We start from the raw sequence: 25307 nt of genomic DNA, 5'->3' as shown, positions 1-25307 counted from the left end.
CAACCTAAAGACCGGCAGCGTTGGTTCGGCGGCGTGGGAGCACCAGCAGGCCATCCTTCGGCGAGGGGCTGGGAATGACCAACAGCGTCAGGTCCTGATCCGGCTCCAGGGCAAGACTCACCTGCTTGAGCAGCCCCACGGCCAGCAGACGGATATCCAGCTCCGCCAGCGCCTTGCCCAGGCAGACACGCTCACCACCGCCGTAGGGCAGCAAGGTCACGGGTTCGGCTCCCCCCAGATGGCGCTGGGGCCGGAAGGCGGCCAGATCCTCAGGGTCCGTGCCATTGCGGTGGCTGGCGGTGATGCTCACCTGCACCACCCGCTCCGCCGGCACCAGCACACCGGCCAGGGCGATGGGCTCCCGGGTGCGGCGAAAGAAGCCCCCCACCGGCGGGGTCAGCCGCATCACCTCCTTCACCACCGCATCCAGCCGGGGGGCCCGCACAGCGTCGTAGGCGCTCACGGCGTCAGCCTCGGCAGGGGGCCAGGACAGGCCGTCGAGCTCCTCCCGCAGCCAGGCCAGCTCGGCGGGATGCTGCAGCAGGGTGAGCAGCAGGCAGCTCAGTGCGGAGGCGGTGGTTTCGTAACCGGCGAACAGCAGCAGGAGCAACTGCTCGGCCACATCGTCGTCGGCCAGGGGGAGGCCGGCTTCATCCAGGCCACCGGCCAGCAGGTCGAGCCCGCCAGCCACAAGGGGGGCTCCGGAAGCCGAGGCGGCCTGGGCCTTCTGAAGCACGGAACCAAGGCGCCGCAGCAGCCGCTGACGGGCCTGACGGGCACGGGCGAAAGGACTGCCGGGAAGGGCGAGCGGGAAGGAGAACAGGCCCCGGCACCAGACCTCGAAATCCTCGAACAGGGCGTCGCGATCGGCGCCATCAAGCCCGAGCACCGTGGTGGCGATCACGGTGAAGGCAAAACGCCGCAACCGGGGCACCAGAGCCACGGGTGCCGGTGCCGCCAGCAGCTCCTGGTTGAGGCCCTCCACCAACGCCACGATCGCCGGGCTGTAGCGCCTCAGGGCGGCGGCGGCGAACAGCTGGCCCACCACCCGGCGGCGCGCCTTGTGGTCAGCGCCGTTGCGATTGGCCAGCGACAGCGGCCCCAGCAGTTGCCTCACACTGTCCGGCCACCAGCCCTCGACCGCCTCACCCTGGGCCAACAGGTCGGCGATGGCCTGCCCACCACGGATGAACACGGTGCGCTGCCCCAGCAGGCTGGTTTCGTAGACATCGCCGTAACGCTCGAAGCGAGAGCGGGCGAAATCCGGATCGCGAAAGAAGGCGAGGGTTTCGAGCACGCCGCTCACCACTGCTGTGCTGGGGACGGGTCGAAGGGTGGCGGGATCGGGGAGCAAGCAGCGTCATCCGGGGCGGTTGACAGGCTGGCAGCCAGGTGAGCGCGGCGCGAGACCTGGCGGCAAGCGCCACGGCCTGCCGCAGCGGCGATGGACAACGGAACCAACCTGGTGGCCCTGCGTACCAGAGACCGTCACTGGATGACAAGCGATCGTTCCCAACGACGTGAATCGGGATGTGCTCAATGGATGCAGACAAGCTGCACGCAACAGGGCATCTCGAGACAGCAAGCACCACTAAACTTTTAGTCTCAAGACGTGTCGATGGAACCGAGGATGAGCCATGCGATCTAGGAGATGGATACGCCTGGTCAAGGAAACCATTGCTGAATGGAAGAAGGACAACGTGCCAGTCCATGCCGCTGCCTTGGCGTACTACACGATCTTCTCGTTGGCTCCGCTGCTGCTGATCGCCATAGCGGTCGCGGGAGCCGTCTTTGGCGAGGAGGCCGCTCGGGGAGAGCTGATGCGTCAGATCCAAGGACTGATGGGTAAGGAGGGGGCTGTCGCGATTCAAGCGATGATTGAGAATGCCAGTCGGCCTGGATCTGAGGGCGTGCTGGCCTCGGTGGTCGGGTTCTTGCTGTTACTGCTGGGGGCCTCGGGTGTGTTTGGTCAGCTGCAAATGGCCTTGAACACAATCTGGGATGTGGAAACAAAGCCGGGGCGCGGATGGCGTGACTTTCTGATCGAACGGTTTCTTTCCTTTGCCATGGTTCTGGTCATTGGTTTTCTGCTGTTGGTGTCGCTGCTGCTTTCCAGTCTTCTCGTCGCCGCTGGTGATGCGCTCAACAGGTTGATGCCAGGGCTCCCCGTCCTGGGGCAGGCCCTGAACCTGGTGATCGCGCTGGTCGTCATCACGGTTCTGTTTGCATCAATTTACAAGTACTTGCCTGATGTACGGGTTCCATGGCGAGATCTGTGGGTGGGCGCGGCAGCCACCTCTGTTCTGTTCAATCTCGGCAAGACTGTCATCGGCCTCTACATCGGCAACAGCAGCTTTGACTCCACCTACGGAGCAGCAGGCTCCCTGGTGGTTCTCCTGATCTGGATCTTCTATTCGACGCAGATTCTATTGATTGGTGCGGAGTTCACTCAGGTCTATTCACGCAACCAGGGGAAGCTCAGGCAGGCAGCAGAACTGTCTGGCTGATTGGGAGTTCCGCAGCTAAAGCGGCAATGCCATCGAACGTATCGGGAAGAAAGGGCATGGCCACAGATGCGTCCTGCGCTCTTCAAAAGCCGTAATGACTGTCAAAGTCCAGTGACGGCAACAGAGGGGGCAACAGGCTCGATGACTCAGCGCTGCGTGTCGATGCATGTTCGCTGCACATCATTCAAAGCAGCCTTCAACAGCACTTAGGGTTGAGTAGACCATCCCATGAGAGCCGACATGAAGACTTTATTGATGTCCATTTTTTCGTTGGCCCTGCTGATAGCTTCTGTGCTGCTTCCAGCTCCAGTGATGGCCCTTTCGAATCCGATGTCCCAACCTCAGACACTGCTCGGAGCTAAAGCAGACAAAGTCCCTGCCTCAACGCAAGAAACAGACAGCCAGCTTCAATCCACCATCGGCGCTGTCACAGGGGACGGGGGCCAAACGGGGAAAAAAGGAAACACGCAAGACAGGGCCGAGGATGGCCAGAAGGTCGATCAGATGACCAATGAATTGGTCGAGGAGAGCGGCACATAGGCACGCATGGCCTTGGCCAGTCTCGGTGCCCAGTCAGGCGATAGCGAAAACTGGTCCGGCGCTTTGCATCACTAAGTGTTCCATCGACACGCCATTCCATCGAACGCAGCTGACCCTCGTGGCAGCTGCCTGGAGCCAGGGCAAGGAGACGCCTGAGGATCTTGGCGGCATTCAGGCTGGCCTCGCTCTCCAGTCACACCAGCTGCAGGTTCCTCGGAAACCGGTTGAGTATGCGCAGCTCCTGACTGGCCTGTTCAGGCACCACCGCACCGGCCCTGGGCCTCTGCTCCGGTGTTCTTGCCTGGCCGAGGGGCGGGGCGGGGAGGCCTGGCAGCGCCAAAGCGTTTCCAGCAACGCCACCGGGGATCACTGCTGCGTTGCCGCGCCTCCAGCGCCTGCCGCCGGGCATCCCTGAGCTGGCCGAGGGCCTGCAGCCTCTGCGGCGGCGTGCGCAGTGGGTGGTAGGTGGTGGCGCGATTTCAGCCTGGCACCCTCGCGGATGGTCCCGTTGAGCTTGAACGAGGGCGGGTAGAAGTCGGTGACCAGCCGCAGCGGTCCGGCGGGTGCAGATCGCGCTGCTGGAGGTCCTGGACTGGAGCAGCCCCAATGGAGTGTCTGACCCACCACCCAGGCTCGACTCGTCACCACCACTCCGTCAGGTGCGGCTTCTGCTGCTCGACGAACGACTTCAGGCAGGAGCTTCCAGTTGCCCAACAGGAAACGGAGAATGAACCATCCGGATCCAGGTTCTCTCCAACCTTGGTCCAACCGGAGGTGATTGACAATCCCTGAAAAGTCAATCGGGGCGACAGGATTCGAACCTGCGACCTAGTGCTCCCAAAGCACCCGCGCTACCAAGCTGCGCCACGCCCCGTCGGACCCACCATACGCCACGATTGGCTGACAAGCACTGCAGTGACAGAAACCCTGGCCCTGAGAGGGGTCTGGGACTGATGTCGGTGCTGAGGCGGGCTTGACCCAGATGGCTCCTATCTGCGCCATGCTGATGCCCTTCAGCTCTCACACAGCTCTCACGCGAGAGCTACGCAGACTCCATGGCCACCCCTGCTTCACCCGAGTCCGTCCCTTTGTGGGTGCGGGGGTTGAGGAGCAGTTTGTTCAGCAGCGTTGGCCGTGCTTGGTCGGTTTCTCCCATGCGTGGCAAAGCCAAGCTGTTCGCCCGCTTCGACGACGGCAGCAGAAAGAGCGTTGTCCTGCCGATCCCCTGGGTGCCAGCCTCCACGAGTGACATCCTCAACACCACTGTCGCCATAGCCCAGCTTGTGGCCACAGGCAAGAGCTTTGACGACGCGAAGAACCTCGTGCTCGGGGGGGGGCTTGGTTCGCTGAAAGCTTTACCAGCCGAATCGTCCCCAGATGTAGACCTTATCAACTGCTGGAAGACGTTTGGGGAGAACAAGGTCCATCGAACAGGCCAGATCAAGGCAACGACTTGGGCAAAAGACTATGCACCCACAACGGCTCGCATAGCGGAGCTTGCATGTGCAGAAGCCAAAACCCCGAGCACGGCAAAGCAGCTGCTGGCTGAAGCGGGGCTTCCTTGGCCCCCAGGATCCAGACGCCGCCAGATGGTGATACAGCAACTCGCCGCGATGTTGCGCTGGGCCGTGGCAGAGAGTTTACTTGAAGAGGCTGCATGGAGCCCCCCTCAAGTCTTGCGGCTCTTCATCGGAGAGAAGCGAAGTGCAACACAGGGTGCAATCCCTTTTTCAGATGCGCAAATCCTCAGTTTGCTGGAAGCGCTTCCACATGACTCCGCGGGTAAACGCTGGCGGTTTGCCATTCAGCTCTGCGCTGCTTATGGTTTGCGTCCAATTGAACTCAGATATTTGCAGGATCGAGGGACTGCAGGCTTGTGGTGCAGCTACCAAAAGCGCTCGGGAGGCGGAACAACAAAACCTCGACGCTTAAGAGCTCTTCATCCTGAGTGGGAAACTGAGTGGAGTTTACGAGAACAGCTTAAGGCCACAACTACATTACCCCCGCTGGAGTCTCCAGCAGGTCCCGCAGACGCCATGAGAAAGTACCTGTTGAGACACAAAGTGTGGATTGAGCTTACTTCTGAGGAGCGGTACACACCATACAGCTTCAGGCATGGATATGCATTGCGTGCTCACCAGATGTACGGACTTAGTCCACGCGTGACAGCAGCGCTTATGGGTCACTCAGTCTCTACACATACGCAGCACTACGGCCAATGGACTGATGATGAGGCGATCGACTCTGCTCTTGAAGCAGGCTTGCAATACAGAAATCGGATTGGGGTGTAGTCCTGAAATCCGACTTTTAACAACCTGTTGATGTACGTCTTAGGCGACCTTCACGCACCTCCTTTTCCATATTTGACTTTTTTTCCCAGAGCCTCACTCATTAGGAGTCATCAATCTCAGGATTTAGTTGCGCTACGTCCTTGTTATAGTCAGCGGCAGGGCGACTACATCAGACAGAATCTCCTAGGCGGGCCCGATTCGAGCCCGCTCGTTGACAGAATGAGCAAGAATGGCCTACTATTGGTCAATCGCCAAACGAGCGTTTCCGGCTTCCAGATTCATCACATTTTTCTCAACCGGCACTACCCGGTCAGCTTTGCATGGCTCCCGACACTGAACAACCCGTCAGGTGGGTGAAGACATCCGATGCTCTTAAAGAGCTTTCAATCAGCCGGAGTCATTTGACTAGGCTTAAGTCACAAGGTCTGCTTAAGCCTAAGCATCACTATGTGCGTACCGGGATCACTCGCACCTCGCCGTGTCTTTGGAACATTCAGGCAGTTCGCCAAAGCATGGCTAAGTGGGCCAATTATCGGTAGGGGAAATCATATACGCTTGACAACTTGGCGACACCCCTATGCCCAGTGAACCAAGTCCCCAGATATAGCGGCAAACTGTTTACTCTCTAGGCTAACTTTCTGCGGTCTACCAGCTCGTCTTCAATTATAGATGTAGCTGTCTCTAACTTTGTGGCTGTCATAGCTGTGGCGGTGTTCGCCAGCTCTGTGCTGACCAGGAGATGGAGCTTTTTTTTGGCGAATTGGATTGCTGAGACGACTGCTTTCATACGTCTTCAACCAGCCAGACAGTAGTTAAAGAGCAACTCGATACTCGCGTCACCACATATCATGGGAGTTGACCAAACACATGAAGTCAATCCGGGATAGTTACTGGGTTTGCACATATATATCGTGTGCGTTCTAGATCATGTCGTTTGCGTCCTCTGTATTCTTCGCAGGCCTTCCAGACCCCGAAGACTTGCCGATTTAGGGCAGACTCCCGATCCTGCTCAATTCTCCTCACGCCCCCCCTCTTGCTGTCGTGATGGCACTGCGCTAGCTCGACAGCACCCCAGATCCACGGCATCCTGCTGTCGAGCCAGCACCGCGACACCATGACAGCACCTGCCGACGTGGCTCCCGCCGACGTCTCGATCCGCGATCTAGAGAAACGTTGGGGGATCAGCCGCAACGGCCTCAAGGCCCGAGCCCGCGCCCTCGGGGTTGAGCTGATCCGCGTCTCCTCCACCCTCACCACCTGGCCAGGAGACTTCATCGAGCTCGGGGAACGGCTCCAAGACCACCTCCAGTCAGGGCAGCCCATGGGTACCTTCCCTGGCCTCAAGCCAGCGTCGGCTGCTGGCAGTGCGACGGCAGTGACACCAGCAGACACCACCGCGATCGTGAAGGCCCCTGGCAGCGACCTGGCGGCACTGGTGGCGGCCCTCAGGGAGGCGGCCTCAAACCCAGCTACGGATGCCCTACGGCGGGCTCGGGGGCTGGCGGAGGCTGCCGATAACGCCCTGGTCCTCACTACCAGTGATCTGGCGGCCCTACTGGGTCAGGGGGTGATGTCCTGGCGGAGCGGGCATGAAGCCTATGGCTACCGCTTCGAGAGGCACCACCAGGGCCGGCAGGTGCTGTGGACGGTTTCCCGCGCCATTGCCGTAGGCGCACCCTCTGGAGTGCGCTCCCTTACCGGTGGCAATCCCACCACCAGCGGAGAACGCCGCGTGGGGTTCGCGGCGGAGGCGGTGATCGATGTGCCCTGGCGGATGGCGGACACCACGGGGACCCGGCTGTTCTTGCAGAACCGCATCGGTTGATCAGGAGGGATGGCCAGGGGAAGAAAAGGCCGGCAGAGGGAGGCAATCGCTCCGCAGGAGTCCTCCCCACTCATGAACAGGTCAGAGCGACTCAGTAGAACCGCTTCCACGGATGCTCGTCTGTCTCACTCATGAGTCCAGCGTCCGCGGGGGGAAGGGCTGGTCCCAACTGGATCCCATCGACCTGGGCCACGAACATCTCCAAGCCCTCGGGGCCACCCCAGGTCTGCCCCTCCTTGACCGGCCCGCCAGCCTCTCGCGTGTGAGGACCGGGAGGGTCCGCGCAGAAACCATTTTCGTCCTCGGGATCCGTTGTGATGACTAGCTCCAAGGTTTCTGCGCGAGGTGTGCAGAAACCTCCCTCAGCCTCGTTCGCGCAGAAACCTCCACCGTCCTCGGGGGGTGCGTCCGGAGGTTTCTGCGCGGTTGCCTCCGAGAAGGGTTTCTGCGCGATTCTCACTCCGTCGCGCATAAACCGAGAAACCTCTGCTGGCAATGAGTCTCGCTTGTCCAAATCATTAAATGTGTTAATTCCCCCTCCCCCCCGCACACGCGAGGCCGTTGAGCTTGATGGAGGGACCAACTGCTCCCCCCTCTCACCCCCGAGCACATAACAACCCGTCGCCCCTAAATCAAGGCGCACATCTCCTGCAGCGTCAGCGCCCGGATTGAGGCCCTCAGGGCCTCTAGGACCAACCCGTGATGCTGGGTCCCCTTCCGAGCTGCCTAGCCGCCTTCCCGGCCCGTATGGATGGCTGAGGTGCGGAGTCTTCCGTCCTGCCCGGACCCTCGTTCTTGGGGGAGGGTGTGGCTCCGGTCCGCGCAGGACCCAATCGCCCTAGAACCACCAGATCTTCTCGCCCTCGGGTCCACCGCCGGTCACCGCCTCCACGACCGGCCTGCCATCCCCTCGCGTGTGAGGACCGGGAGACCCCGCGTCAGTATCCATTTCAGCCTCGGGATCCATTGCGGCACCTGAGTTCTGAATACTGACGCACCCCGCGTCAGTATTCATCTCCTGGATCCCCGCGTCAGTATTCCCAGCGTCCTCGGGGGGAAGCATCGGAATACTGACGCGCTTCTCGGATTTTCGATTAATGACGGGATTCTCACCCCTTCGCGTCAGAAATGCCAAAACCTGTGGTGGCAATGAGTCTCGGTTGTCCAAATCAATAAAAACACTATTTCCCTCTCCCCTCGCACGCGCGAGGCCGTTGGCTTTGGTGGAGCGAACACCCACCCAGGCTCCCCGAGGTGAGTTCCACCCCATCAACCCCAGACCAAGGCACCCACCCTGGAGCGTCAGCGACAGTCTTGAGGTGCGGAGCCGTTTGTATTGCTCAGACCTTCGCTCTCGGGAGGCAGCACAGGTCCCTGCTGGATCCAGTCCGCCGCCTGGACCCACATCTCCTCGCCCTCGGGGCCACCGCCGGTCACCGCCTCTTCGACCAGGCCGCCAGCCTCCCGCGTGTGAGGACCGGGAGAGCCCGTGGCGATAACGGTTTCGTCCCCTGGATTGCTGACCTGGACAGGGTTCTGAATACTGCCATTCACCGTGGCAGTATTCCCCGCCTCAACATCACTGGCAGTATTCCCACCCTCCTGAGAGGGAGCGCCGTGAACCGCAGGGGCAGAACTCGGGGGATTACTGCCACGCTCCTCTGAAATCCCGATTCTCCCGCGATTCTCACCAGGGTGCGGCAGAAATTCAGAAACCTGTGGTGGCAGTGAGTCTCGGTTGTCCAAATCAATAAAACCACGTTCTCCGTCTCCCCTCGCACACGCGAGATGAGTGAGCTTGGTGGAGGGACCACCCCTCTCCCGCTCCTCTCCCCCGAGCACGTAGCAACCCTTCGGCCCCAAACCGTGACGCACATCTCTTGAAGCGTCAGTGCCCGCTCTGAGGCCCTTCAGGGCCTCCAGAACCACCCTTGACGCCAAGACAGCCTCCCAGCCACCTGGCCGCCTTCCTGGGTCGTATGGACGCCTGAGGTGCGGAGACTTACGTCCTGCCCCAACAATCGTCCTCGGGTGGCAGCTTCGGTCCAAGCATCACCCCCCATCGACCTGGACCGTGAACATCTCCAAGCCCTCGGGGCCGCCCCAGGTCGCCCCCTCCTTGACCTGGCTGCCATCCCCTCGCGTGTGGGGTGCAAGAGGGTATTCACAGAAAATGCCACCGTCCTCGAGATCCGTTGCTGTGACTGGGTTCGGATTTTCTGTGGAGGTTTCACAGAAAATGCCCTCGCCCTCGGTTTCACAGAAAATCCCACCGTCCTCGGGGGACCCCTCCTGCATTTTCTGTGAAACGGCCTCGGGGGAGATTTTCTGTGAGATTCTCACGGTGTCGCACAGAAATTTAGAAAGCTGTGGTGGCATTGAGTCTCGGTTGTCCAAATCAATATCTGAGAGGTTTCCTCCACCCTCCCCACACGCGAGGCAGTTGACCTTGGTCGGGCATCAGTCTTTGCCCCGAGCCCGTAGCGACTAGCGGACAAGGGGAAGCCATCCTCCTGCACTCGCCTCCTGCTGTATCAGTGGCCGCTCTGTGGCCTTCAGAGACGCCACAGCGAACTCCCATGGCGTTGAGGACATCCCAAGCCCTCGGGGCCCATTTGGACGGCCACCACCAGACCTTCAACCCACTCCACGGCCGGATCCCCCCTCTGCCAGGAAAGTTGACGCCTCTCCATCCTGACCGCTTTTTCCACCAGGGGGCTTGATGGAGCAGAGCAATGCGCCGTTACAGCGAGGCCGTCAAAGCTGATGTGAGAAGGCGGATGAGTCCACCGCACCGGCAGAGCGTGGCCCAGATCTCAGCAGAGCTGGGCATCCACGTGATCACGCTCTACAAGTGGCGGAAGGCCTGGCGGTTGCAGGGCGAGGTGGTGCCGGCCACCCAGAAGGACCCCGAGGGTTGGGGCCCAGCCGACAAGTTCACGGTGGTGCTGGAGACCGCCGGGCTGAACGCGACTGAACTGGGTGGATACTGCCGCGAGCGGGGCCTGTTCCCCGAGCAGGTGGACCGCTGGCGTCAGGCAGCCCAGGATGCCAATGCCCAGCCGCTGCTGACGATGGCCGATCAGAAGGACCTCCAGAAGCGGCACCAGGAGGACCAGCGTGAGATCAAACGGCTCCAGCAGGAGCTGCGCCGCAAGGACAAGGCCCTGGCGGAGGCGGCGGCACTGCTGATCGCCTCAAAAAAGATCCAGGCCTACTGGGGCGAGGACGAGGGGGATTGACTGCGGCGGCCGATCGCCGTAAGGCCCTGGAGATCCTCGATGCCGCCATGGCGGCCGGTGCGCGGGCCCGAGAGGTGGCCGCTTTGCTGAGCGTGGGGCTCACCACGCTGCAGCGCTGGCGGCGGCAGTTCGTGGGTGATGGGGGCGGCCTGGACGGCCGTAAAGGCAGTCGCCGCCTGGTGTCTCACCGGCTCAGTGACGAGGAGCGCCAGCGGATCCTGCTCACCTGCAACCAGAGCGAGTTCGCGGCGTTGCCACCGGGGCAGATCGTGCCGATCCTTGCCGATCGCGGGATCTACATCGGCTCTGAGCGCAGCTTCTACCGCGTGCTTCATGACCATGGCCAGGCCCATCGCCGTGGCCGTGCCCGGCCGCCCCAAGGGCCCCCGGCCGGTGCCGCGGCTGGAGGCCAGAGGGCCCAATCAGGTCTGGAGCTGGGACATCACGTACCTCGCCCACCAGCGTGCGTGGCGTCTGGCTGTACCTCTACCTGGTGATCGACGTCTGGAGCCGCAAGGTGGTGGCCTGGGATGTCGCCGAGCGGGAGGAGGCCCAGATCGCCGCTGATCTGGTGAGCAGGGCCTGCCTACGGGAGCGGATCAGTAAGGGCCGGCCCCAACCTCTGATCCTCCATGCCGACAACGGCAACGCCATGCGGGCTGCCACGCTGGAGAGCCGGCTGGAGGAGCTGGGGGTGCTCAGATCCTTCTCCAGGCCGAGGGTCAGTAACGACAACCCCTACTCGGAGTCGCTGTTCCGCACGGTCAAGTACCGACCGGACTACCCCAGGCGTCCCTTCCGCAGCCAGGAAGAGGCCTGCAGCTGGGCCTGTGCATTCGTGGCCTGGTACAACCACAGGCACCGCCACAGTTCCATCCGGTTCGTGACGCCTGATCAGCGCCACAGCGGTCAGGCCGTTGAACTCTGTCGTCACCGCGCCCGTCTCTACGAGCAGGCCCGCCAGCGACACCCCCGCCGCTGGAGCCGCGGAACCCGATGCTGGCGTCAGCCGAAAGTGGTCTGGATCAATCCACCGCGTCCAGAAAACGCCATTGATCCAGCTACCTTGGTCATGGCCGCCTGATCAACGGCAGGGGCGTCATCTTTCCTGGCAGTCACCGATCCGCATCTCCCAGCCCTCGGGGCCACCCCAGAGCTGTCCCTCCTCAACCGGGCTTCTACACCCCCTCGCGTGGGGTGCGGAGAGGGCCGTGGATTTAATGGTTTTGTCCTCGGGATCCTTTGCGGTGACAGGTTCGGGATTAAATCCAAGCCCCGTGGATTTAATGCCTGGGGAGAAATCCGTGGATTTAATGCCATCGCTCTCGGGAGAAGTGGTCCGGATTAAATCCACGGATCCCTCAGATTCGGTTTTATCCACGAATCTCATCCCACCCTGGAAGAATTCAAAAGCCCTGCGAGGCAATGAGTCTATGTTGTCCAAGTCAATAAATACAGAGGTTCCCTCTCCCCCCGCACACGCGAGGTTTTACGTCTTGGCGGGCTGACCCCTTTGCCCCGAGACCTTCACCGCCTCGACGGCGACCAGCTCGTCGACCCCCCAATCGCTAGAGTACTTTCTTGTCGTTGTACTTTTTGGATCCGATCGTGCACCTTATCCTGTAGATATTCTTGCAGCTTCTGAGTTGCGTCCTCCTCCTTCAGCGGTTCATCTGCGGACCTCAGGACTTTTGGTAAAGTCCCTGCGGGGCAAGCCATTTTCGCCGCCGAGGTGTCTTGTGCTGGCTGTGGAAGTATCTTGTGGGGAAGTACTTCCGTTAGCAGTAGATCTACTTCCGTCTATGGGTAGATCCTGAAGACTCAGTCGAACCTCGACCAGAAATCCTCATCCGGCTCATCACTGAGTGCAGAGTTCTCGGGGAGATGCTCTCAGGTACTTGCTTAGTTCCATAAATCGGGACCTCCAACGCCATCCCCTTTGCTGCAGGGCACACGCTCCTCGCGCCTGCCAAATGGGTGATCATCTGTGAAGGAAGTTCCACTACCCTCGGGGCAACCGCCTCAATAGTTTTGAGGGCACTAGTGCTTGGTTCGGAATCATTGCAAAACGGACCAAACGCAAACCACAGTGAATGAGAAGGTCCGTTCCCGCGAGAGAGCCCATTGGAGTTAAGTCAAAATCTCTGCGCGGTTAGCATTATTCACGATCCTCATGCAGTAGCGAAAGAATCGAGAAATGATTCGGGCCATAAATCTCGATCTTTCAGATCAGTTTCCCCAATTCCTTGCTTTTTCTCGACACGGGTGAGGCTGTAAAGATGGGTGGGTCGACCACTCTGCCCAGAGACCCTCAACGGCTCGACCCGAACCATCCCGTCAACGATCCAGCAATTGAGGTACTTCCTGATCGCCCCCTCCTTAGGGATCCGGTCCTGTCCCTCAGCCTGCAGATACGCCTTTACCCCGGCCCAGACCTCCCTATTGGTCAGCGGCCTCTCAGCGGTCCGCAGGACCTCCAGAACGACCCCCGACGGGTCGAGCTCCCCATTCCGGTTCACACCCATCCTGTGGAGCGTCGGGGTGAGGTCCTTGATCTCGTAGTTCAGGTTGTGGTCCCTGGTCACCAGCAACCTGTCCCGAGAGCGGTCGAACCGGCTCTTGCCGATGGTCAAGATCCTGCTGTTACGCCCGTACTGGGCCTCTTCCTCTGCAGTGAGCTCATTGAGCGCCCAGGTCTCGTCCACTACATTCAGAAGCCGATCCGTGCCCCTAAAGCTTGCGTTGTCCTTCGTGTTGTGGTGGATCCAGATGATCGCCGCAGACGGGAAGCCATCCTCCAAATCCGTGGCCCCGTTCCTCCTAGCGATGTCGTAGAGCGGCGCGGCATAGGCCCCCTCGTTCTCCCCCGCATCCCCGAGGTCGGAAACAGACCCCAGCGAGTCCACCACAATCAGTGAAGGCTTGACCTCCATCACGATCTTGTTGAACTCCTGCGGAAGGTCGATCCTCCAGTCACTCACTAGGCGAAACCACCCATCTCCCTGCGAAGGATCAATCCCCATCCGCGTCAACTGAGCTGCCAGTCGGATCCTGCTTTGGTCGTTGGAGATCCACAAGACATTACCCTGCACACACGGCACTTGGATCCCCCGGATGTTCATGACTTCCCCTCTTCCAATAGCTTTCGCGAGGGCCATCACCGACTCCGACTTACCCACCCCACCCCTGGCGTGGATCATCACCTGAGATGGCTTCCTAAGAAAACCAGGTATGATGTAGTCCTCTGGTGACAATGTAGTTTGCCAGTTATTCGGCCGCAGCAACGTCAGCTCTTCGTTCCGCTTGAACTCGTTGTCTCTGATCACTAGAGCTCTAATGTGCGAAGCTTTCAGCTTGTAGTACCCGTAGCGATCCGCTAGATCCGTCAGTTCTAAGGACTGCAATGCCGGATTGGTCACCTCCTTGATGATTTCCCTGCACTTATCCAGGAATGTCCTCCTATTCCTTTTCTCCCGAGTTTCAGGCGTTGCGGCATCAGCGCTTCGGGCTGCTTTAGACTGATGTATACTGAGTTTCTGGGGAGTGGATTGTGACGGATCGTTCGGAGGGGTAATCATCATGATCAGAGGGGTGTAGAGTAAAGGGGGAAGTGCAAGTAGATAGCGATCAGTCTTTGACTACATCTTGATGATGTATCAAAAGCTCCTGGTGCTTCAACCCGAAACAGATCAGGTTCCTGGCTAGAAGCGACTTGCTGCAGCCCAAGTCGGCGGAAAGCAGCTCCAGCGCCAGCATTTCTGTTCTGCCAAGACGGACCCCGAGAATCGGTCGTCGGCCGCAGGGTGTGGCGTATGAGGATCGCGTGTCAATCGAGTGACTTAGTAGTCCTTGCGAAGGAATCATGGCGAGAGAATCACTGTCATGGTAAACCTAACCCCGGCGGATAACCGAACACATATATGCCCATTCCTGCCTCCACAACTTCAAGGTATTATCCAAATATAGGTCCTATGTCGCTATGCACTACATCCTTCATTTCCCTAGTGTAGTAAAAGTTCTGGCTGTTATTCCAAATGCAGTCATGCACTGTATTGCTCGCTGGCCTTCAATACTCAAGGCGATCACAAGTACAGTAGGTACTCGACCGCGCCTATATCGTCCTTCAGATATGGTCTATGTGCATCACCCCTTCTGGAGAATCGATCAACTCGTCTGTTCATGCCCATTGCCTCGACTACATTGCGTCTGCCAATGCTGCAGTAAAAGTGACATCAGACCTACTACATCAGCTCGATCGAACCCACTCTCCCGAGAGCGTCACGGCGGGATAAGCCACAGAAGGGCAGCCCCTACTCCTGCCCACCCGCCCCCCCCCCCACCCTGCCAAGACAGATTCCGGCAGGCCAGGTCGGGGGTATATTTTGGGTATCAGAGTCTGGTTCGAAGCTTGACCCGTGATCGCTTGGAGCCCTGGCATGTCATCCGCAACTGGCTCTCCAAGCCGCTCATCACCCGATTTAACCAGTGCGCTGATGCTGAAGCGGCGAGCGGTGATCTCTGGATCAAGACGTAAGTCCAGGGTCTTTTATGTTTAGGAATACGCGGAGAAACTGACGAAATCCGACCCGAAGTGAACCTTCTATGACCTCAGCAACCCTGAAACCCAGGCAGAGAAAGGCCGTATTGATGACGGCTGAGGGGATGCAGCTCCGCCAGATCGCTCAGGAACTCAACATCGGCTACACGACACTTCTGTCATGGGGGCGGAATCCTGCGTATGTCAGCGCGGTCAATGAAGCTCTGCAACAACTGGAGTCAGAAGCAACCAAGGAGTTGCAGCAGGGATATGGCGATGCGGTCAAGAAAGCCCGAGAACTGCTGACCTCACAGTCTGAATCGATTGCTCTAGGCGCCGCAAAGCTGATACTCAACACCATGAACCATATAGTCGAGCGTCGAGAATCCGCTGCCAGGTGGGCAGAGATGGCAGAGCAGGTGGAGACAATGGAGAAGCGGCTGGCCCTGATTGAGTTCATGCCCTCGGCACATGACGTGGACCCAACACAAGGATCGATAGAAGCGAGCTGCACTCCCAAGCGGGCCTAGAACACGGCTCCCCAGTGCTTCATGCCGGGTCATCCGCAATCTTTTCAAGTTAAGACTCTATTGGAGCGCACATCGGCATCGCAAGGCTGGCGACATGCTTCTGCCCCGAGCCCTGTGTCCTTTCATCGATCGCTGTTCATACGAAGAGTAGCCGGAGCATGTGACTTCGTGGCGTGCATCATAACGCACACTCGATAACGAATGCGCTGATCGTGTCTTTCATGATGATGACCACTCGATATACATTAACAAATAGCTGTATATCTAGCCTCCTGCTCTAAGCCTCATTCAACAGCTTCAATATCCCCAAAGTCACAGTCACCCAGTCCTCCCCAATCGCTTGACTTATTCGCCACTTACCCCCTATGTTGCTTTCAACCGATGAGACAGGACTGCGCCGCAGTCGCTCACCCTCACCGGTCAGGCTTACAGCCCTGATGCTGAGAGCCGAATAGCCTAATCCCTCTTCACTACATCAGCGCAACTAGCGCTCCACGCTTATGCAGCATTGCTAGCGGCCGATCCGGCTGCGCCATGACATAGAAACGCTCCCCCAATGTTGTGCGGATCCGCAGCCTTCACCGGCTGCTGTGACGTCAACCGGTAGGTGCAGACGAGTCGCCTGACGGTATCCAGTCCGCTCAGCGCAGGGCATGCGGCCCAGTAGAGATACTCGTTCGGCCAAACGACGGAGGGGTTTAGCGGGAGGACGAGGGCAGCAGATGCCCGAGGACGGATCGAGCCGGTGCGCACTTTTGTGCGGGTCAACAGGCTTCCCGTGACTAAGTCTCCCCAGCGTTGCGCCAACACTCAACAGGCGCCAATATATGCGCAGGACAGTATCAATAGACGCTAAGTCTTCCTCCTGCGGGGCCTTGCGGCCCTGACGCGCTACGCCCTTCCTATGCCCATTGGGGCCCGGTGTAGTCGTCGCAGCGAGATCGAGCACGATCTCCATCCCTCTACCCATCTTCCCAAGGATGGTTAACCAGGGATGCGGTGCAAAACCGGCTTCCAGTACCGGATGGAGCTGAAAAGAAGGGCAAAAACACCCGACGAAATCCATCCACCTCCCCAATCCACCTGCACGCATTCAAGAACCACTGGGTCATGCCCCCAGGGGGTCTCTGCGTAGCAGGCAAGGCGCAGCGAGCGCCCACCAGTGTCCCTACCAGGGGGCGCTTCGCTGTATGGCGGTTCAAATCCGCCTGGATTGGTTCGCCCCGCCGCTGAGCGGGGCTTTTTTGTGTCCCTCTGACGCTGTGACTTTCATGCCTTCCCCCAGCTGCTACCTGCCAGATCCCCCCCTGTGCCCCCCCGAGCCCGTGTTCCTGAGCAAAAGCGAGCGGGATGCCCGCCACCCCTCCCTGGTCAGCTACCTGCTGCCCACCCACTGGGCCTGCTACTTCATCAACGACGATCCCTCCGGTCTGGAAGACGACGAGATCGCTGCCGCAGATGCCTGGTGGCAGGAGACCTTCTCCTCCCGTTCCGCCAGCTGCGTCGATGCCGATGAGGAGTACGGCTTCACGGCTCACCATGACGCGGCCGGCTACTGCCTGGCCACCGACTGCACCATCTACCGCTTCCTGCTGACGCCTCCGCCTGCTGTGCCGGCTGGGGCTCCCCCTTTGGGGGCACAGCCATGAGCGGCTACTGCAAGGTCCGCTTCCGCTGTGCCCGCAGCGGCGTCGCCACCGCCGGTCTGGTCCTGCCGGCTGACCGCCTCCGAGGCGCCTCCTACTCCAGCCTCTCCCGCTACTTCCCGGCCGGTGCCTTTGCCCGCATCCGCTCCCCCTGGCTGGACATCTCCCCGCCGTTCGATGAGGCCGCCGAGGCCCTGCGCTTCTGCTTCCCCGAGAACGGCCCGCAGGGCACTGATGTGCCTGCCCTCTGACCGGCCGCCTCCCCCTGGCTGGTTAACCAGCTGCTTCCGCCACGCCCCCCTCACCGCCTGCCACCGCAGGTTTTTTTCATGTACTTCCGCAGTGAGATCACCATCCGCATGCCCGATGGTGTGTTCCTCCCCCCGTTCGTTCTGCTGCACCAGGACACCGAGATCTTCTCCGCCGTCATGTTCCTGCGCGCCATGGGCCATCAGATCGCCTGGCACCAAAACGGGAACCTCTACGGGCTGCAGCTCCTGGTCGACCCGATCCCCGAGCACGCCAGCGGCGGCCACGCCGCCCCCGTGGCCGGCATGAACCTCCCGGCAGGCCCCCTCGATCCGGTCAGCGTGCCAGCGCCCAGCGCCGAGGACCTGGAAGAGGTCTTCTCCTTCCTCGATTCCCCTGCCTGCTGCCCCAACGGCGCCCATAAGCCATGAATGTCACCGTCCTGACCGGCAAGGCCCCCCACCCGGTGAAGCTCACCTTCTTCGACTGCGGCGCCATCCGCGCTGAGGTGCTCCTGATGGTCTCCGGAGTCTCCCCCCGCTGGGAGGAGGAATCCGCCGGCGGGTTCTCCCTTTTGATCGAGGTCTGGGGCAAGCAGGCCCAGGAGCTCAGCGATAACGCCACACCAGGCATGCGGCTGGCGGCCTCGGGGCGCCTCTGCGGCAACCACTGCGGCATCCGCCTGGTGGCCGATCGGATCCACCTACCGCCCAAACCCCCTGAAAGCTGATCCGTTCAAACGGGCGGGCGGGTGTGAGCCCCGCCCCAGCAATTGCCGGTCTCCCTGTGAGGCCGGCTTTTTTCTGTCCTCTCTGGCGGCGGCCTACCGGCCGCAGCGATTCCCCATGTCCCATCAATTCAGCTCTGGCGTGTTCCTGCACAGCCAGCCCGCCTGGCACCGCCTTGGCCTGGTCCTGGACGGCACCTTGCCGGCCCGTGAAGCCTTCCGGCTCGGGGGCGCCGATTTCCATCTCGCTAGCCGCCCCATCTACGACGCCGACATGCGTCCGATCGACGGGTACCAGGCGATCAGCCGTACCGACACCGGCGCTGTCCTCTCGGTGATGAACTCCACCTATGAGATCGTCCAGAACGAGCAGCTGATCCGAGTAGCGGAAGCCCTCCACAGCGACGCGGTCATGGACGCGGTCTGCGTGCTGGCCGGCGGCAAGAAGGTGACCTTCACGGCCCGTGTGCGTCAATCAGAAGGGGAGGTCCTCCCCGGCGATCCGGTTAACCAGTACCTGGTGGGCTGCACCAGCCATGACGGCACGATCGCCTTCTCGGTGTTCTTCTCCCCCATACGGGTGGTGTGTCAGAACACCCTCTCGGCTGCCCTGGGGCTGGCATCCGCCCGGAGCCGTAGGCAGCAGGGCTGCCGCATCCGCCATACCAGAAACGCGAATGCTTTGATCAGCCACTTACCAGAGCTGATCGACCTCCAGCGACAGCAGTTCACCGGTGGCCTGGCCGAACTCCGCGCCATGGCCGCCGCGCCGTGCACTGCCACGCAGTTCCGCCGCTACGTCGAAACCCTGTTTGCTGACCAGCTGCGAGGCAGCATCAATGACCGTCGGGGCGATGCGTCGACAAGTCGGCCCCGTCGACTGGAGGACCTCCCCGCCTGGGAGGGTCTCTCCGCAAAGTTCGAAGGCCAGGCCATCGGCAGTGACATCCCCGGCGTGCAGGGCTCGATGTGGGGTGCCTACCAAGCGGTGACGGAGCATCTGAGCCATGACGCTGGGCGATCGAGGGATCCGATCGAGGCGGCCCGCCAGCGGCTGGAGGGGCTCTGGTTTGGCAAAGCTGCCGCAACCCTCACCCAGGCCCATGAGCTTGCGCTGGCGGCAACCTGCAGCTGAGGGCGGCCTGCGGCCAGGAGGGGGGCCTATCGCCGGGGGTGGTGTGAAGACGGAAGAGGAAATGGGCAAGGGCTCTGAACTCCTTGCCCGGGTTGTCCACACCAGCGGCGGTGTGACGACCGTTGGCGCCCCATGATGCTGGCATGTCTGCCGCTATTCGCCCGAGCCCGTAGCTCCTGGCGCTCTGGAGCTGGTTAACCACCTGGGGCTTGGCGGCGGTGCCCATTGCCCCCGAGCACGTCAGCCGCGTCAGGCTTCTGTCGTCCAGCGCTTCAAGTCACTGCTGAGGCTGCATCAGTTGGCGAGCCCACCCCAGGGACCAATCCCCAACCAACTCTTTCCAAAACCATTCAGCGCCCAAGCGGTGCCCTTCCTATCCATGACTTCCTACGAACCCAACTTCTGGGCCACGATTGCCACTTTCTGCCGAGAGCTGGCTCCGATCAGCGGGCAACTGCTCGATTGCATCGGTCAGACGGCTGCGGCGATCGATCGAGCAGAACAAGGGACACGATCCGTCCGAGCAGAACTGGATCTGGACCAACGGCAACTGTTTCCCCCCGAGGGCGATAAAGATGGGCCATGAAGCCCCCCTGCCGGAACGCTCCAATTGGGGAGCACCTCAGCTGACACCAGCCGTTCAGCGACGTGATCGGCTTCACCGAGAGTAGGCGCGACGCCCTTGGCCAGCTCCGCCCAGATTCCGCCCAAGCCCCATCCGCCGGGGAACACCCCTCAGGGGCCAGAGCAGGGCAGGGAAGCAACCCGGCGCTTTAGATCACCCCATCCGGGCTGGTGGCATCCAGCACCGCCAGCAGCCGCTCCAGCACCGCCCGCACCGCAGGGCCCCGCTCAGGCTGGTGCACCGCTGCAAAGACCCGCGCCGTGATGCGGGCCTCGATCTCTTGCAGGCTCACTGTGCTGTCCATCAGCAGCTGGATGCCGATATCGGCGGTCGTCAGAGGCATGGCCAAGGCGCAACTGCCCTCAGGGTTCCTTGGGCAGGTCAACGGAGTAAGAGCGCCGCGCAATGAAGAAGCCTCTTGCTGCCGTCCACACAAGACCTGATTGAGGCCCTATTCCAGGCCACAACGAAACTCATCCCGCATGCGACGGAATTGCCTGCAAGAGCCAAAGCCTCTAAAGTGCAAGTCAGCCGTTGTTCATTTATGAATGCCCATACTGAGAGGGGCTCTTGGAGAAAAGAGTATTTGAGGATTCTTGACAATGGGCCAAGGGAAGACTTGCCTCTGGACAGTGAGGAGTTTCAGCAAGAAAGAAACCTCCTTCGAGAGCTAGAGAAGGCAAACTATGTGGAGGTCTCGCTCACATATGACTACTGGGCATGGATAGGGCCCACCCTTCAGGGTCGTGTTGCAGCTGATGAATTTCGCAACACGCTCTTTGAGGAGTCTCTGCTTGGAATGATGAGAAGATCTTTCATATCGATTATCACTTATATTTTCGGAATATTTTCTGGAATTGCTCTTCCTATTTTAACAGACCATCTGCGTCAGTTGTATCACCTCTAATTTGTGGCGATGCAGTCAGCAGAGTGGATCCTTGACATCCCTGCCGGGGAAAGATTGGGGCCGGTTGCCCGGCCCCGGCTGGCCCTCAGGCCAGCTGCTCCCGCAGCGTCGCCAGACGGCATTCTCACGATGGCTGACGGTCATGCCGCAGAGACCCAGCTCCCGGCCTACCGCCCGCAGCGACTGGCCCGGCAGCATCCGCAGGCGCAGGATCACGGCCTCGTCCGCCGGAAGGCTTTCCAGCAGGGCGTCAGCGGAAACGCCGATGCCTTCGGCGGCTGGCTCTTCGCGCTCCGGGGAGGCGAGAGCGTCGAGATAGGGGCTTTCGCTTGGGCCGATTGCATCGAGGCTCTGGCGCCCCAGGGGATGAATGCCTTTCTCGTGCTCGCGGCGAGGCACTCGCACCAGGCCGCCGTGATCGCGCTGATAGTGCTGCAGGGCTCCCTGGATACGCGGCTTGAGAAAAGGGGCGGGGTGGAACCCAGCCTTGAGGCAGGCAGCGGCGCGGATCAGCTCAAAGCGGGCCACCTGACGGGCGTCAACGAGCTCGATCAGATCGGGGAAACGCCGCTGAAAGCGGCGGGCCAGGGCATCGGCCAAAGGCAGGAACTCCCTGACAACCGCATCGCGGAGGGAGTGTGAGGCGGGGCGCTCCAGAGCGGAGCGGCGGACTGCAGTCGCCATGACGGGCGCAGCAAAGGGCCCATAACCCCTTCGGGGGGGTCAAGGGTGCGCCCCGTCGAGGGAAGGGAGGCGCAGCCGACCCACAAAGAAGAGGCGGACTTGCGCAGCCCTTGAGGCCACCCGCACCATGAAGAGGCCTATGTGCAGCACACCACCACAGGGGGGGTGGATGACGGCGGTCAATGACCACGAACATCCGTTCGTGACAGAGGGATTAAGCTGACAGCATTCCTGAGAGGGAGGATGAACGCTAGCATTCGAATAGACCGTGAAGGACTGTCCCACTATCAACTACATTAATGCCACACCCGTTGAGAAACATGCTGGGAGCAATTCATCGTCAGATGTTCACCTCGTGTGCCAGCAAGAGAACATGCTTTCTACTTTCTGTTTTTTGTGCATTGACAGCGCCAAATGCTCTTGGACAATCGAATGATCGTCCTCTCTACATGGGAACTGCCTCAACTGGCGAAAGATTATTGTTTTATGGGGGCAGAGCCCAGTGCGGTGATCTTCCAAAAAGCGATCGATGCTGGCGGAATCCATTGATTGGCTACAGATTAGGCGCGGAGGAATTCAATACTCTTCTGGACTGCGATAAAGGGACTTTTAAAGAAGTACGAAGCATCACAACTGGCAAGGAGTATAAGAACATAAAACCTTCGTCTGCAGCGACCAAAGAGATGGTTAAGATGGCTTGCACCAATGCACTCCAATGGTATTGGGAAATGAACTCTGGAGCTTTGGGTAAATGAGTTTCCTGCGGTGACCCCATTGAACAGGGGGGCGCTAGAACTATGCTTGTAGTAGTCTTCTAGGCAAGATCAGATCAGTGGGTCATCCCTCGACTGTCCCTTCGCATTTCACAATGATGCCAGGCCAACTGAGACACTTATTAGCAGCCGGACTTGCCGGTTATTGTGTTCTACTGCCACAGGCTGGGAAAAGTCAGGAAGTTGCGAGGAAAGCACAAGAAGAAGTTGCCATCGGACCGTCAGACACCATAGCCTTGTACCGTAACTATCGTGGCACTTTTATGAATACAACATATAATATAGGTGGTGATGTAACCTTACGCTTTGAGAGTGACGCCAATGGCCAGGTGACTGGCTATATCAACTTTTCGAACAAGCCAGGTGCACAGCCGATTTGTGGCGCAGGAAGCTTTCAAGGCATAAGGAATGGGAGATCACTTAGCCTTCGGTTTTTGTCTAGCGATCCAGACCCTGGCTGCAGTGGATATGACCAGGCCTGGGCCTTTTTTATAAGTGCTGTTCTTTCTGCTGATGGCACTCGCCTAGAGAATGGAAGCTATCAAGTCAACAATAGTCAGGCAGGAGTGTTTCAAGCAGCCCACTTAAGCAATACAACCGTCTCGCAGGCGCAGAATACAAAGGCAAATACGCAACGGACACCAGAGGAATTGATCAAAGCGGTGTATAAGCTGAATTCACAGAAACGCTTCTGGCTACCAGATCAGAAAAAGTCATTCCTCATAGAGTATTTCGATGAAGACCTAGCCAACCTGTTCATTAGAGCTAATGAATGCCGAAAGAGGGCTGCTGCTTGTACTTTAGACTTTGATCCTATTGTCGGTAGCAACGCTGGCAACCCAGAAAGGGGTTTCTCTGACTTTGAGTTCCAGCGTCTCCGGCCCTCACCTGAAGTCGTTGTCATACAGGTTTCTTACACCTGGTACGCTTTGTCTAGAAAGAGAAGGGGTAAAATGATTTACCATTTGAGGAAAACACCACAGGGATGGCGAATTAGTGATATCGTTAACCCAGATGGCTATTCTATCAAGTCTCATCTTTCTCAGCCATTTTCAAGATAGGAGGATTGGACTCCCCAACTTCTCGGACAGTGCAGGGGGCTCTTGCTTTAGATAAGTCTTTTGCAAATCTAGTACATCCTAAAGAAAGACCAGGTCAGTAGCTATATGGTGACGCTGAACACCAAAGAACACTCATTTCAAAGGCCGCAAGCATGCCATTCCATTTGGAAACCAGATTCTCCGGGTCGGCCATAGCACATATCTCTGCTCTCTAAAAGAGAACGAGTCTTCTCCCTCCGAGCACAAGCCGCATTCGTAGCCGAAGCATTGCCTGGTCCACCTCTACAAAGAGTGTTTTCTGAGTACCATCTTTTTATGAGTTGCCCTGTTGTCTCAGCCTTGCCTGGAATGACAGCAGCAAATAACGTGACAGCGATGACTATAGAAGGAAAAAGATTTGAATTCATCTGGAGCATTAGCGACATTGTCATCCTTGGGATTGTAAGGAATGGTGATGGAGGTGTAGATTCTACTAGGTCTTCACTTTTGAATCCGCTTTCTACATAGGAACTACCTCCAGAACTTCTCGAACCTCGCCGGATTAGTCGCGGTGTAGCGGACGGTGTGCTGATTGTTCCGGTGCCCGAGAAATTCCTGGATCAGGCAAGTGTCTGCGCCCTGGTCGGCGAAGGCAAAGCCGCAGGCATGGCGCAGCATGTGGAGATGAACGGCCACCGGGAGCCTGGCCTTCTCACTGAGGTGGGTGCCTTTTATTGGACAGATGCGGCCCCTGACATCGTTAGCCTCGGACGGGAGGAACGGGATTCGGCATCAGTGTAGACCTCATGGGGAGTTCTGCCTCCCAGGGAGCTATGGGGCCTTACATGGCAGTACCTCCACAGGAAGCGGGCCAGGCTGATCTCCGCCTCCCAGCCATCGCTGTAGGCACGCAGATACACTTCCTCATACTTGACGGTGCGCCACAGCCTCTCCACCAGGATGTTGTCAAAACAGCGCTTTCTTCCTGACCAGCTGATCTGTATCTCCTCATCCTTGAGTCGTTGAACGAAGGCTGAGGAGGTGAATTGACAGCCTTGGTCGGAATGGAAGATCTGTGGCTTGCGGCCGCTCGCCAGTGCCATCGCCAGGGCCTCCAAACAGAACTCCGTGTCAAGGCTGTTGGAGAGTCTCCAGGCGAGCACGTGCCTGGAGAACAGGTCCACAATCGCCACCAAGTACAGGAAGCCCTTCCGCAGTGGGATGTAGGTGATATCTGTCGCCCAGACCTGATCTGGAGCCGTGAGGAGCTGGAGGTCCACCAGGCAGGGAAAGCGCTCGGATGGTTTACCCGATACCGTGGTGCGGGGTTTCTGATAGATCGCTCGTAAACCCATGCGCTGCATGAGGTTTCGGACACGGTCGCGGGTGATCGGGATGCCGTCTCTGGCCAGGTAATGGACCATCCGCCGGCTGCCCGCGGTGGGATCCTCCAGGTAGAGGGCATCGATCCTCGCCATGATCTGCAGCGTGGAGTCACGGACAGGCACCGGCTGGTAATACAGCGTGGAGCGAGGCAGGCCCAGCAGCTCGCATTGGCGAGTGACCGTGAGATCAGGGTGGCCACGATCGACCAGTTTGCGCAGTTCACGGGCATCAGAGGAGTTGAGACTTTTTTTTCAGCCACTCCAGCTCCATCTGGAGCTTGCCGATCTGCTGGAACAGCTCAGCCTCCTTGGCCTGGCTCTCATCCTTGGCCTGTGTCTTTTTGCCCCGGGTGAACAAGTCGCTGGCACCCTCCAGTAGTTGCTTCTTCCACTGGCTCACCTGGATCGGATGCACCGCGTGGTCGGCGGCGATCTCCTGAAGCGTCTTGCGGCCACTGATCGCCTCCATGGCGACCTTGGCCTTGAACTCGGGGCTATGGGTGCGGCGTTTGCTCATGGGTGGGAGCCCCCTTCAGGGGCGGTGCCCCGCCTCACAGGTTAACGATGGAGCCTGTCCAGAAAAACCAGACCACCTCACACCGTACTTGCGCTGGGCCAGGTGGACGATGGTGCGGTGCAGAGGCTTGCGCTGCTCAATGAGGAA

22 protein-coding genes and 1 tRNA gene are annotated in these 25307 nt (G+C 59.5%); 15 read left to right on the top strand and 8 right to left on the bottom strand.

The window, feature by feature from the left end:
* Nucleotides 1-4: 4 nt before the first annotated feature.
* Entirely contained in the window at nucleotides 5-1354 is a 1350-nt protein-coding gene (locus tag CYAGR_RS00845; RefSeq protein WP_043325270.1) for a cytochrome P450, read from the bottom strand.
* Between the two features lie 367 nt (nucleotides 1355-1721).
* Between CYAGR_RS00845 and CYAGR_RS00840 the strand changes: the two genes are divergently transcribed.
* Nucleotides 1722-2507 (top strand): YihY/virulence factor BrkB family protein, encoded by a 786-nt coding sequence (locus CYAGR_RS00840; RefSeq protein WP_245552565.1) that lies wholly within the window; start codon nucleotides 1722-1724, stop codon nucleotides 2505-2507.
* 228 nt (nucleotides 2508-2735) lie between these two features.
* Entirely contained in the window at nucleotides 2736-3047 is a 312-nt protein-coding gene (locus CYAGR_RS17985) for a hypothetical protein (protein WP_156818332.1), read from the top strand.
* Between the two features lie 800 nt (nucleotides 3048-3847).
* On the opposite strand, the gene CYAGR_RS00835 is transcribed toward CYAGR_RS17985, so the two are convergent.
* A tRNA-Pro gene (locus CYAGR_RS00835) sits at nucleotides 3848-3921 on the bottom strand.
* A 280-nt stretch (nucleotides 3922-4201) separates the two neighbouring features.
* On the opposite strand from CYAGR_RS00835, the gene CYAGR_RS17980 reads away from it, so the two are divergent.
* From CYAGR_RS17980 to CYAGR_RS18935, 5 genes are all read left to right on the top strand, one after another.
* Nucleotides 4202-5338 (top strand): site-specific integrase, encoded by a 1137-nt coding sequence (locus CYAGR_RS17980; protein WP_156818331.1) that lies wholly within the window; start codon nucleotides 4202-4204, stop codon nucleotides 5336-5338.
* A 1114-nt stretch (nucleotides 5339-6452) separates the two neighbouring features.
* Nucleotides 6453-7163, top strand: a complete 711-nt coding sequence (locus CYAGR_RS00825) for a hypothetical protein (protein WP_015107844.1) — start codon at nucleotides 6453-6455, stop codon at nucleotides 7161-7163.
* A 2780-nt stretch (nucleotides 7164-9943) separates the two neighbouring features.
* Nucleotides 9944-10405 (top strand): helix-turn-helix domain-containing protein, encoded by a 462-nt coding sequence (locus tag CYAGR_RS18945; RefSeq protein WP_043325261.1) that lies wholly within the window; start codon nucleotides 9944-9946, stop codon nucleotides 10403-10405.
* Complete coding sequence (locus CYAGR_RS18940) at nucleotides 10402-10902, top strand: helix-turn-helix domain-containing protein (protein WP_083891319.1); 501 nt, start codon at nucleotides 10402-10404, stop codon at nucleotides 10900-10902. The genes CYAGR_RS18945 and CYAGR_RS18940 overlap by 4 nt, the downstream gene beginning before the upstream one ends.
* Nucleotides 10869-11489 (top strand): DDE-type integrase/transposase/recombinase, encoded by a 621-nt coding sequence (locus CYAGR_RS18935; RefSeq protein WP_245552564.1) that lies wholly within the window; start codon nucleotides 10869-10871, stop codon nucleotides 11487-11489. The genes CYAGR_RS18940 and CYAGR_RS18935 overlap by 34 nt, the downstream gene beginning before the upstream one ends.
* A 1087-nt stretch (nucleotides 11490-12576) precedes the next feature.
* Here the strand turns inward: CYAGR_RS18935 and CYAGR_RS00800 are convergent.
* On the bottom strand, nucleotides 12577-13983 hold the full coding sequence (locus CYAGR_RS00800; RefSeq protein ID WP_216593358.1) for an AAA family ATPase: 1407 nt from the start codon (nucleotides 13981-13983) through the stop codon (nucleotides 12577-12579).
* Between the two features lie 1024 nt (nucleotides 13984-15007).
* Here CYAGR_RS00800 and CYAGR_RS00795 point away from each other — a divergent pair.
* The 6 genes from CYAGR_RS00795 (at nucleotide 15008) to CYAGR_RS16240 (ending at nucleotide 19229) form a co-directional block, all read left to right on the top strand.
* Nucleotides 15008-15472 carry a sigma-70 family RNA polymerase sigma factor gene (locus CYAGR_RS00795; RefSeq protein WP_015107837.1) on the top strand — a complete coding sequence of 155 codons (465 nt, stop codon included), beginning with the start codon at nucleotides 15008-15010 and terminating at the stop codon, nucleotides 15470-15472.
* Nucleotides 15473-16797: 1325 nt separating this feature from the next.
* A complete protein-coding gene (locus tag CYAGR_RS16245; RefSeq protein ID WP_245552563.1) occupies nucleotides 16798-17121 on the top strand; it encodes a DUF6926 domain-containing protein in 324 nt (107 codons plus the stop codon).
* Entirely contained in the window at nucleotides 17118-17369 is a 252-nt protein-coding gene (locus CYAGR_RS00785) for a hypothetical protein (RefSeq protein WP_015107834.1), read from the top strand. The genes CYAGR_RS16245 and CYAGR_RS00785 overlap by 4 nt, the downstream gene beginning before the upstream one ends.
* A gap of 78 nt (nucleotides 17370-17447) precedes the next feature.
* Nucleotides 17448-17798: a hypothetical protein gene (locus CYAGR_RS00780; RefSeq protein ID WP_015107833.1), complete on the top strand. Its 351-nt coding sequence runs from the start codon at nucleotides 17448-17450 to the stop codon at nucleotides 17796-17798.
* On the top strand, nucleotides 17795-18097 hold the full coding sequence (locus tag CYAGR_RS00775) for a single stranded DNA-binding domain-containing protein (protein ID WP_015107832.1): 303 nt from the start codon (nucleotides 17795-17797) through the stop codon (nucleotides 18095-18097). Before CYAGR_RS00780 ends, CYAGR_RS00775 begins: the two co-directional genes overlap by 4 nt.
* A 115-nt stretch (nucleotides 18098-18212) precedes the next feature.
* Complete coding sequence (locus CYAGR_RS16240) at nucleotides 18213-19229, top strand: DUF932 domain-containing protein (RefSeq protein ID WP_015107831.1); 1017 nt, start codon at nucleotides 18213-18215, stop codon at nucleotides 19227-19229.
* 773 nt (nucleotides 19230-20002) lie between these two features.
* On the opposite strand, the gene CYAGR_RS00765 is transcribed toward CYAGR_RS16240, so the two are convergent.
* On the bottom strand, nucleotides 20003-20197 hold the full coding sequence (locus CYAGR_RS00765; protein WP_015107830.1) for a hypothetical protein: 195 nt from the start codon (nucleotides 20195-20197) through the stop codon (nucleotides 20003-20005).
* A 75-nt stretch (nucleotides 20198-20272) separates the two neighbouring features.
* Between CYAGR_RS00765 and CYAGR_RS17970 the strand changes: the two genes are divergently transcribed.
* A complete protein-coding gene (locus CYAGR_RS17970; protein ID WP_156818329.1) occupies nucleotides 20273-20761 on the top strand; it encodes a hypothetical protein in 489 nt (162 codons plus the stop codon).
* Between the two features lie 15 nt (nucleotides 20762-20776).
* Here CYAGR_RS17970 and CYAGR_RS00760 read toward each other — a convergent pair whose 3' ends face one another.
* A complete protein-coding gene (locus CYAGR_RS00760; protein ID WP_051016987.1) occupies nucleotides 20777-21361 on the bottom strand; it encodes a sigma-70 family RNA polymerase sigma factor in 585 nt (194 codons plus the stop codon).
* A gap of 955 nt (nucleotides 21362-22316) precedes the next feature.
* Here CYAGR_RS00760 and CYAGR_RS17965 point away from each other — a divergent pair.
* A complete protein-coding gene (locus CYAGR_RS17965) occupies nucleotides 22317-23279 on the top strand; it encodes a hypothetical protein (protein WP_015107828.1) in 963 nt (320 codons plus the stop codon).
* Nucleotides 23280-23789: 510 nt separating this feature from the next.
* Here the strand turns inward: CYAGR_RS17965 and CYAGR_RS00755 are convergent.
* The 3 genes from CYAGR_RS00755 to CYAGR_RS18930 are packed head-to-tail and all read right to left on the bottom strand — an operon-like array spanning nucleotide 23790 to nucleotide 25160.
* Nucleotides 23790-23936 carry a tyrosine-type recombinase/integrase gene (locus CYAGR_RS00755; RefSeq protein ID WP_043325254.1) on the bottom strand — a complete coding sequence of 49 codons (147 nt, stop codon included), beginning with the start codon at nucleotides 23934-23936 and terminating at the stop codon, nucleotides 23790-23792.
* Between the two features lie 53 nt (nucleotides 23937-23989).
* Nucleotides 23990-24853, bottom strand: coding sequence for an IS3 family transposase (locus CYAGR_RS00750; protein WP_043325253.1), 864 nt, complete (start codon nucleotides 24851-24853; stop codon nucleotides 23990-23992).
* A gap of 19 nt (nucleotides 24854-24872) precedes the next feature.
* Nucleotides 24873-25160 carry an IS3 family transposase gene (locus tag CYAGR_RS18930; protein WP_043325251.1) on the bottom strand — a complete coding sequence of 96 codons (288 nt, stop codon included), beginning with the start codon at nucleotides 25158-25160 and terminating at the stop codon, nucleotides 24873-24875.
* Between the last annotated feature and the right edge of the window lie 147 nt (nucleotides 25161-25307).

The organism is Cyanobium gracile PCC 6307 (assembly GCF_000316515.1).
GTDB lineage: Bacteria > Cyanobacteriota > Cyanobacteriia > PCC-6307 > Cyanobiaceae > Cyanobium > Cyanobium gracile.
This window is presented reverse-complemented; position numbering and strand designations above follow the sequence as displayed.